The organism is Rhodopseudomonas sp., assembly GCF_036404135.1.
Lineage (GTDB): Bacteria > Pseudomonadota > Alphaproteobacteria > Rhizobiales > Xanthobacteraceae > Rhodopseudomonas_A.
In genome coordinates this window covers 1-8,874 of the sequence record NZ_DASWPE010000071.1, presented here as the reverse complement: position 1 = coordinate 8,874, position 8,874 = coordinate 1, and the positions used below count along the sequence as shown (strand labels likewise).

Annotated in this window: 8 protein-coding genes; 4 read left to right on the top strand and 4 right to left on the bottom strand. The window is 65.1% G+C overall.

Going from position 1 to position 8,874, the window contains the following annotated elements:
• The coding region (locus VGC77_RS08025) for a S24 family peptidase (protein ID WP_331171046.1) at positions 1 to 243 on the top strand (243 nt) is incomplete at its 5' end.
• Positions 210 to 764, top strand: a complete 555-nt coding sequence (locus VGC77_RS08020) for a mismatch-specific DNA-glycosylase (RefSeq protein WP_331171045.1) — start codon at positions 210 to 212, stop codon at positions 762 to 764. The genes VGC77_RS08025 and VGC77_RS08020, both read left to right, overlap by 34 nt.
• Here the strand turns inward: VGC77_RS08020 and VGC77_RS08015 are convergent.
• Complete coding sequence (locus tag VGC77_RS08015; protein WP_331171044.1) at positions 750 to 2,399, bottom strand: lysine--tRNA ligase; 1,650 nt, start codon at positions 2,397 to 2,399, stop codon at positions 750 to 752. The genes VGC77_RS08020 and VGC77_RS08015 overlap by 15 nt on opposite strands.
• A 71-nt stretch (positions 2,400 to 2,470) precedes the next feature.
• Entirely contained in the window at positions 2,471 to 3,343 is an 873-nt protein-coding gene (locus VGC77_RS08010; protein WP_414709624.1) for a transporter substrate-binding domain-containing protein, read from the bottom strand.
• 391 nt (positions 3,344 to 3,734) lie between these two features.
• Between VGC77_RS08010 and VGC77_RS08005 the strand changes: the two genes are divergently transcribed.
• Positions 3,735 to 5,525 (top strand): glycosyltransferase family 2 protein, encoded by a 1,791-nt coding sequence (locus tag VGC77_RS08005; protein WP_331171043.1) that lies wholly within the window; start codon positions 3,735 to 3,737, stop codon positions 5,523 to 5,525.
• Here the strand turns inward: VGC77_RS08005 and VGC77_RS08000 are convergent.
• Both VGC77_RS08000 and VGC77_RS07995 read right to left on the bottom strand, forming a co-directional pair.
• Positions 5,522 to 6,112, bottom strand: a complete 591-nt coding sequence (locus VGC77_RS08000) for an SCO family protein (RefSeq protein ID WP_331171042.1) — start codon at positions 6,110 to 6,112, stop codon at positions 5,522 to 5,524. The two genes, VGC77_RS08005 and VGC77_RS08000, sit on opposite strands and share 4 nt — an antisense overlap.
• Positions 6,113 to 6,281: 169 nt before the next feature.
• Positions 6,282 to 6,740: a hypothetical protein gene (locus VGC77_RS07995; RefSeq protein WP_331171041.1), complete on the bottom strand. Its 459-nt coding sequence runs from the start codon at positions 6,738 to 6,740 to the stop codon at positions 6,282 to 6,284.
• 327 nt (positions 6,741 to 7,067) lie between these two features.
• On the opposite strand from VGC77_RS07995, the gene VGC77_RS07990 reads away from it, so the two are divergent.
• Positions 7,068 to 8,690 carry an ABC-F family ATP-binding cassette domain-containing protein gene (locus VGC77_RS07990; RefSeq protein WP_331171040.1) on the top strand — a complete coding sequence of 541 codons (1,623 nt, stop codon included), beginning with the start codon at positions 7,068 to 7,070 and terminating at the stop codon, positions 8,688 to 8,690.
• The last annotated feature ends 184 nt before the right edge of the window (positions 8,691 to 8,874 follow it).

Genomic DNA, 8,874 nt, shown 5'->3' with positions numbered 1-8,874 from the left:
GGCGATTCGATGAAGCCGACCTATCGCGACGGCGACGTCATCGTGGTGTCGCCCGGCGCGCCAATCCGGCGCGGCGACCGCGTCGTTGTCAAGACCAGGGAGGGCGAAGTGATGGTGAAGGAATTGCGCCGCCGCACCCAGAAGGTGATCGAGCTGCAATCGCTGAACCCCGCGCATGTCGATCGCACTTTGTCAACGGCGGATGTGGAATGGATCGCGCGCATCGTCTGGGCAAGTCAGTGATTCGATCGGCGGTCGATGTTCTCGAAGAGCTATTGGCGCCGCGTCTGAAAATTATCTTTTGCGGGACTGCGGCCGGAACGGCTTCCGCGAAAGCTCAATCCTATTACGCTCATCATCAGAATAAATTCTGGAAAATTTTGTTCGAGACCGGGCTTACGCCAGTGAAACTGGAGTCTCGTCAGTTCAGGGACTTGACGAATTTTCGCATCGGCCTGACCGATCTCCTCAAGCATCATGCCGGCATGGACCACGAACTTCCGCTGCGCCAGATGAGGGATGCGGCCAGAACGCGACTTCGGCTATCGGTTGAAAAATATCAGCCGGAATTTCTGGCGTTTACCAGCATCAAAGCCGGCACAGAATTCCTCGGCGGGACGAGACAATGCGGCGAACAGATCGAGAAAATAGCCGACACCAAAATCTGGATTGTTCCATCAACATCCGGTGCTGCCAACGGCCATTGGAAACCAGCCGTATGGCACCAGTTTGCCGATGCGGTAAGAGAATCACAAACCGTCTGACGTCCGCGCCAGCGCGCCGTCGATCATCGCAATCGCATTCTGCACGCCATAGACCGCGACGAACGAGCCGAAGCGAGGTCCCTTCTCCTGACCGAGCAGCACCTGATAGAGCATGTTGAACCAGTCGAGCGACACACCCGGCCGCCCATCCTTGCCCTTCTTCACAGCGTCCAGGAACGGCTCGCGGCGGCCGATCTCGTAGACAACATTCTGGATATCCTCAGCCGAAGCACCGGCAGGCAGTTGCGACAGTGCGTCACGTAAATCCTGCAACGCCACGCGCTCGGTTTCGCTCGGCTGACGAAACTGCTTCGTTGGCGCAACGAAGTCGCGATAGTAATTGATCGCATAGCCGACCATCGCATCCAGTTTCGGATGGGTCTGCGGCGTCACGCCGGGGCGATAGCGGCCGATGAAGCCCCACAGCGTTTCGGCATTCTCCGCATTGGATGATGACACCAGCGTCAGCAGCAACTGAAACGTCACCGGCATGTCCACATGCGGCGGATGGCCGGCATGAATGTGCCAGACCGGATTGCCAAGGCGCTGCTTGGCGTCCTGCCGTGAATAGCCGTCAAGGAACTGCTGATAGTCGTCGACGTTGCGCGGGATCACGTCGAAGTAAAGCCGCTTGGCGGATTTCGGCTCGCGATACATGAACAGCGACAGCGATTCCGGCGAAGCATAACGCAGCCATTCGTCGATAGTCAGGCCATTGCCCTTCGACTTGGAAATCTTCTGGCCCTTGTCGTCGAGGAACAACTCATAATTGAAGCCCTCCGGCGGCATGCCACCCAGCACCTTGCAGATTTGCGCCGACAGCTTCACCGAGTCGATCAGATCCTTGCCCGCCATTTCATAATCGACGCCGAGCGCCACCCAGCGCATCGCCCAGTCCGGTTTCCATTGCAGCTTACAGTGCCCGCCGGTGACAGGAACGGTGACGCGCTCCTTGGTGTCGGGATCGTCGTAAGAGATCGTGCCATTCTTCTTGTCGTGTTCGACAATGGGAACTTGAAGGACAACGCCAGTTGTCGGCGAAATGGGGAGGAACGGCGAATAGCTCGCCGCGCGCTCCTCGCGCAACGACGGCAGCATGATCGCCATCACCTGATCAAACCGCTCCAGCACCCGCAACAGCGCGGCGTCGAATTTGCCAGAGGTGTAGTAGTCGGTGGCGCTGGCGAATTCATAGTCGAAGCCGAAAGTATCGAGAAACGCCCGCAGCCGCGCGTTGTTGTGCGCGGCGAACGACGGAAATTCATTGGAGAACGGATCCGGAATCCGGCTCAGCGGCTTGCCGAGATGCGATTCCAGCATCGCCTTGTTCGGCACGTTGTCCGGCACCTTGCGCAGACCGTCCATGTCATCGGAAAACGCGATCAGCCGGGTCTTGATCTTGTCTTCGGTGAGCACGCGAAAGGCGTGGCGCACCATGGTGGTGCGCGCCACTTCGCCGAACGTGCCGATATGCGGCAGCCCGGAGGGACCGTAGCCGGTCTCGAACAGCACCTCGTCCTTCGGCGCCTTCTTCAGCCGCGCCACCAGGGCGCGGGCCTGCTCGAACGGCCAGGCATTGGATTGTTCGGCGAGGGCGCGCAGGTCGCTCGGGCTGGGTAGTTCAATCGTCGACATCAGAAGGCCTCCGGGCCGCGCAAACTAGGCGGGTCGGCATCAAAATGCAAAACCGCATGGATGGAGAGAATTCAGAACGGGCTGACGGAAAAATAGCGCAGCCAGAGATCGGTGTAGCGGCCTTTTTCCCAGACCCGGAACAGCGCCCAGTTCAAAGCCTGGCGCAACAGATCGTTGCCCTTGCGAACCGCGATGCCGACGCCCTCGCCGAAATACCGGCTCTCGACGAACGGTCCGCCGGAGAAGGCGCAACAATCGGCGGAATCGGTGCCGTTGATCCAGAACGCCAGCGAGATCGCGTCGCCGAAAATGTAATCCACCTCGCCGCGACGCAATGCAGCGCGCAGCGCCTCGTCGTTCGGATAGGGTACCAGTTCGGCGTCGGTGAACATCACTTTCAGATAGGCCTCATGCGAGGAGCCACTGATCGCGCCGACCTTCTTGCCCTCGAGCGATTCTGGCCGCAATTCGGGCTGCGCCGCGTCCTTGCGCGACACAAAGCGCGCCGGCGCCCGGTAATAGGGGTCGGTGAAATCCACTCGGGCGCGGGTCTGCGGCGTCACCGCCAATGAGGCGATGATGGCGTCGCCGCGGTTGCTGGCGACCGCATCGAGCAGGGTTTCGAAGCGGCGCATCTGCACCGTGCAGGTGACCTTGATTTCCTCGCACAAAGCCCGCGCCAGATCGACATTGAAGCCGGCCGGATTGCCGTCGGCGCCGGTGAAGTTGAACGGCGGATAATCGGTCTCGGTGAGAAAGCGGATTACCGTCAGCCGCGACAGATCGGGCCGCTCCGGCCGGCGCCGCGGATCCCAGAACCCGGGCACCGCCTTCGGCGCCGGCTCGGTGACGCCCTTGGCGGGCGCCTGCGCGGCGGCCGGCGCGAGCGGCATCGGCGCCAGCATCAGCGCCAGCGATAACGCCGCAACGCCGGTTGTGCGCATGCCGCAAAGCAATCTATCGTTGATGAACAAAACAATCCGTGGTTGCATTGAGGACGTCCGCGCCGGTCGGGTCTTATAGACCATCCGGCGCCGGACGCGAGTGTCGTTTGCGTAGCAGGACCGTCATGGCCTTCATCGATCATGGACGCCGTGGACGGCGTGGCGCCGCGCGGGGGCCGGCGCGCTATAAGGCGCCGCGCCCGCCGAATGTCGGCGGCGTCGATCGCGGCCACGATCCGCACGCGGAACATTTCGGTCCCCCGCATTGGTTGTCGGACGATCCCGGCATCGAGCTGCAGTGCCTGCGACACACCCTGGCCCCGGCGCTGCTGGAGGCTGCGGCGCGGCGCGCCGGCGAACTCGGGATCGGCGCCGATCAGGTGCTGGTGCAATGGGGGCGATCGACGAAGCGAGCTATCTGCGGCTTCTGTCGGCCCATACCGGGCTTGCCACCGAGAGCTTCGCGGCGCTCGATCGCCATGATTCGCCGCTGGCCGACCACCAGATCCCGCACGCCGCCGCCTCCGGCATCGTGCCGCTGCGCCGCGACGGCCAGCTGATCTGGACGCTGGCGCCGCGGCAATGGACGGCGCGCGCGCTGTGCCAATTGGTCGCCGATTATCCGGAGGTGCGACCGCATGCGCGGCTGGCCTCGGCGGACTCGCTGCAGCGCTTTCTGCTGCGGCAGGGCGGCCGCGCGCTGGCCGATGCGGCGACGCAAGGGTTGCGGCAGCGCCATCCGGAGATGTCGGCGGCGCCGCGCGCGGCCAAGGCGGCGATCTGGATGCAGCGCGCGCGGCGTGGCGGCGGCGTGCTGGCGCTGGCGCTGCTGCCGCCGCTCGTCGCGGGCGAAGCCTGGAGCCTGGTGCTGGCGCTGTGGTTTCTCGCCTTCGTCGCGCTGCGGCTACTCGGCAGCCTGTGGCCGCGGCGCCGGTTTCCGCGCCGCTCGCGGCGGCCCGACGATCAACTGCCGGTCTATAGCGTGGTGGTGGCGCTGTATCGCGAGGCCGGCTCGGTGGCGCCTCTCGTGCAGGCGATCCACGCGCTGGATTATCCGCGCGAGAAACTCGACGTCATCCTAGTGGTCGAGCCAGACGACCGGCCCACTCGCGCCGCGATCGCCCGGCTCGGCGTGCTGCCGCATCTGCGGGTGCTGATCGCGCCGGCGCTGCCGCCGCGGACCAAGCCGAAGGCGCTGAATTGCGCGCTGCCGTTCGCCCGCGGCGCCTTTCTCGCGGTGTTCGACGCCGAGGATCGGCCGACGCCGGACCAGCTGCGCGAGGCGGTCGATGCGTTCGCGCGCGGCGGCGCCCGGATCGGCTGCACCCAGGCGCGGCTATGCGTCGACAATCTCACCAACAGCTGGCTGTCGCGGATGTTCGCCGTGGAATATGCTGCCCAGTTCGACGTGTTTCTGCCCGGCATGGCCGACCTCGGGCTGCCGCTGCCGCTCGGCGGCTCGTCGAATCACTTCCGCACCGCGGTGCTGCGCCAGGTCGGCGGCTGCGATCCCTACAACGTCACCGAGGATGCCGACCTCGGTTTCCGGCTGGCCCGATTCGGCTATCACTCCACCACCTTTGCCTCGACCACCTTCGAGGAAGCGCCGATCGCCTTCAAAGCCTGGCTGAAGCAGCGCTCGCGCTGGATGAAGGGCTGGATCCAGACCTGGTGCGTGCATATGCGCCGGCCCCAGCAACTCTGGCGCGATGCCGGCGCCGGCGGCTTCTTCGCGCTCAACATGCTGGTCGGCGGCAGCGTGCTGACCGCATTGGCGCATCCGGTGCTGCTCTACGAACTGCTCGCCGCGCTGCTGGGTCCGGCGAGCGCGCCGCCGTCCTGGCCGGACGACGCCGCGCTGCTGCATGGCCTGACCATCGCGGCGGGTTACGGCTCGACGGTGGCGATCGGGCTGCTGGGGTTGGCGCAGCGCGGCCGGTTGCGCCGCGGCTGGATCCTGGCGCTGACGCCGCTGTACTGGGTCTGCCTGTCGATCGCGGCCTGGCGCGCGTTGCTGCAATTCGTGTGGAATCCCTACCACTGGGAAAAGACCGACCACGGCCTGGCCCGGCGGCCTGCAGCGGTGCCGGTGCCGCGCTGGGTGCAGCGATGGCGGCAGATGGAGCAGCGCCTCGAAACTGAGCGCGACCCGGCGCCGCCGGACGATGCGCGTGAACCTTAGAGATATCGCTTCAGATCCGCTGCCGCTTCCTCGGGCTTGCGCTTGAGGTTGAACGGCGCGACGAATTTGCCGTCGCGATCCATCAGATAGATCAGCGCGGTGTGGTCCATGGTGTAATCGCCGTCCTTCAGCGGCACCTTGCGGGCATAGACCCGGAAGCCGGAGATCACCTTGGCCACCGCGGCGTCATCGCCGGTCAGCCCCTTGAGATGCGGATCGAAGCTCGACAGATACTCCTTCATCGCCGCCTGGGTGTCGCGGCCGGGATCCACCGAGACGAAATAGGCGTTGACGCGGTCGGCATCCTTGCCCATCGCGCGCAGCACCTCGGAGATTTCGAACAGCGAGGTCGGGCAGACGTCCGGACAATGGGTGAAGCCGAAGAAGATCAGCGTCGGCTTGCCCTTCAGGCTTTGCTCGGTGACGGTCTGGCCGCTCTGGTCGGTGAGCTGAAACGGACCGCCGACGGTCGAGGGCGCGGTGACGCCGCGCAGGCCGCCCGCCAGCCACAGCACCACCAGCAGACCGACCACAAGACTGCCGGCAAAGGCGCCGATGACGACGAGGGGGCGGGTCTTGGAGGTCATGACATTCCATTCCTTGCGCCGTCGCCTGATGTCGCGACGCTCAACGCTCGGCAGCCGGCGAATCGCCGGCGGCGACGCCGATCACGCCGCTGCCTGCGCTTCGCCCCAGATAGAGCCCGCGGCGCCGGCCGGCAAGCGGCGGCCGCCACGATGCCGTGATGAGAGGCGCTCAGTGCGTGGCAGAAGCCCGGGCGTCGAGATAACAGGGGCGGTACATCCCCATCAGCTGCCGGCCGTGCAGGAAGATCATCCGTGGGGTGAGCCCGCCGCGCTGCGCGATCCAGCGCCGGACCTGGCTCGGATACATCGAATACAGCATCTGGGTGGCTTCCGGATTGGTCACCGCGCGGCCGTTCGACCCGAGGTCCCAGGCGGCGTGAAAGCCGAGCGTGGCGCGCGAGGTGACGCAGATCTTGTCGTGCGGAACCGCGCCGAGCACGATGGTGCAGGCCGAGGCGCACAGCCCGTCGATGATCACGGTCTCGCCGGAACTGCGCAGATCCTGATATTTGTCGACATAGGTTCCGATGCGTCCGCCGCGATCCTCGGCGATTCGCACCACCGCGTGGCTGGATCCGACCCCTGCGATCAATAACAAGGCCGCAAGTATCCCGGTTGCCAATCTCATGACCTGCCCCAGTCCAGACCCGATCGTTGCCGATCACGGTGTGATGCGAAGACCCACAGCGTGTTTCGAGATCGGCTTTTTGTCCAGAACGACGTGATCCCCACAATGCGATTCAAATCGAGTGTTGCCGCGAGGATGCACCTCGCGGCGGCGCGTCCCAAAGTGAGACAGCTGAGGCGCGCTTGGGATTCGCGGCCTCGCGCCGCGCGGCTCGGTCAACCTGACCCGCGCGCGGCGGCAAAGGTGGCCGAACGCAACGCCCTTCCACGCGCCCGCCGCATGGGCTAAGGGCGGGCCACATCTATTGTCCCAGGGCTCCGCGCGACCATGATTCGCCTCGACAACATCTCCAAGCAGAACGGTCATCAGATCGTCTTCATCGAAGCCTCCGCGGCGCTGTTGCGGGGCGAGAAGGTCGGGCTGGTCGGCCCCAACGGCGCCGGCAAGACCACGCTGTTCCGTCTGATCACCGGCCAGGAATTACCCGACGAAGGCCAGGTCGCGGTCGATCGCGGCGTCACCATCGGCTATTTCAGCCAGGATGTCGGCGAGATGGCCGGCCGCAGCGCGGTCGCCGAGGTGATGGATGGCGCCGGCCCGGTCAGCGCGGTGGCGCTGGAGCTGAAGGAACTCGAGCACGCGCTCGGCGATCCGGCGCAGGCCGACCAGATGGAGAGCATCCTCGAGCGCTACGGCGAGGTGCAGCACCGCTTCGAGGAACTCGACGGCTACGCCCTGGAGGGCCGCGCCCGCGAAGTGTTGGCGGGCTTGAGCTTCAGCCAGGAGATGATGGACGGCGACGTCGGCAATCTGTCCGGCGGCTGGAAGATGCGGGTGGCGCTGGCGCGCATCCTGTTGATGCGGCCCGACGCCATGCTGCTCGACGAACCGTCGAACCATCTCGACCTCGAAAGCCTGATCTGGCTGGAGCAGTTCCTGAAAGGCTATGAGGGCGCGCTGTTGATGACCTCGCACGACCGCGAGTTCATGAACCGCATCGTCTCCAAGGTGGTCGAGATCGACGGCGGCTCGTTGACCTCCTATTCGGGCGATTATGAATTCTACGAGGCGCAGCGCGCGCTCAGCGAAAAGCAGCAGCAGGCGCAGTTCGAGCGCCAGCAGGCGATGCTGGCGAAGGAAATCAAGTTCATCGAGCGCTTCAAGGCGCGCGCCTCGCACGCCGCCCAAGTGCAGAGCAGGGTCAAGAAGCTCGACAAGATCGAACGCGTCGAGCCGCCGAAGCGGCGGCAGACCGTGGCGTTCGATTTCCTCCCCGCGCCGCGCTCCGGCGAGGACGTGGTGACGTTGAAGAAAGTGCAGAAGGGCTACGGCAGCCGGGTGATCTATGACGGGCTGGACTTCCAGGTGCGCCGCCGCGAGCGCTGGGCGGTGATGGGCATCAACGGCGCCGGCAAGTCGACGCTGCTGAAGCTGGTGGCCGGCGCTACCGAACCCGACGACGGCGCGGTGACGCTCGGCGGCAGCGTCAAGATGGGCTACTTCGCGCAGCACGCGATGGACCTGATCGACGGCGAGGACACCGTGTTCGAATCGCTGGAGCACTGGTTTCCGCAGGCCGGCCAGGGCTCGTTGCGAGCGCTCGCCGGCTGCTTCGGGTTTTCCGGCGACGACGTCGAGAAACGCTGTCGGGTGTTGTCGGGCGGCGAGAAGGCGCGGCTGGTGATGGCCAAGATGCTGTTCGATCCGCCGAACTTCCTGGTGCTCGACGAGCCGACCAACCATCTCGACATCGCCACCAAGGAGATGCTGATCACCGCGCTGTCGCAATATGAAGGCACCATGCTGTTCGTGTCGCATGACCGGCATTTCCTCGCCGCCCTCTCCAACCGCGTGCTGGAGTTGACGCCGGAGGGCATCCACCAATATGGCGGCGGCTACACCGACTACGTCGCCCGCACCGGCCACGAGGCGCCCGGGCTGCATAGCTGAGCGGGCCGCCGCAACAACAAAGCGCCGTCTCACGGCGTCTTATTCGCCGTCATCCTTGTAACTTAAATTCTGCTGGGCGAGGCGGTAGGCTGTCTCGCGCGGTGGCGGACGAGAGACCGGGTCATCCGAGGGCTTTGAAGCCCGAACCTCAGCTTGGGCCTTCGTCCGTCGTTCCATCGAACCC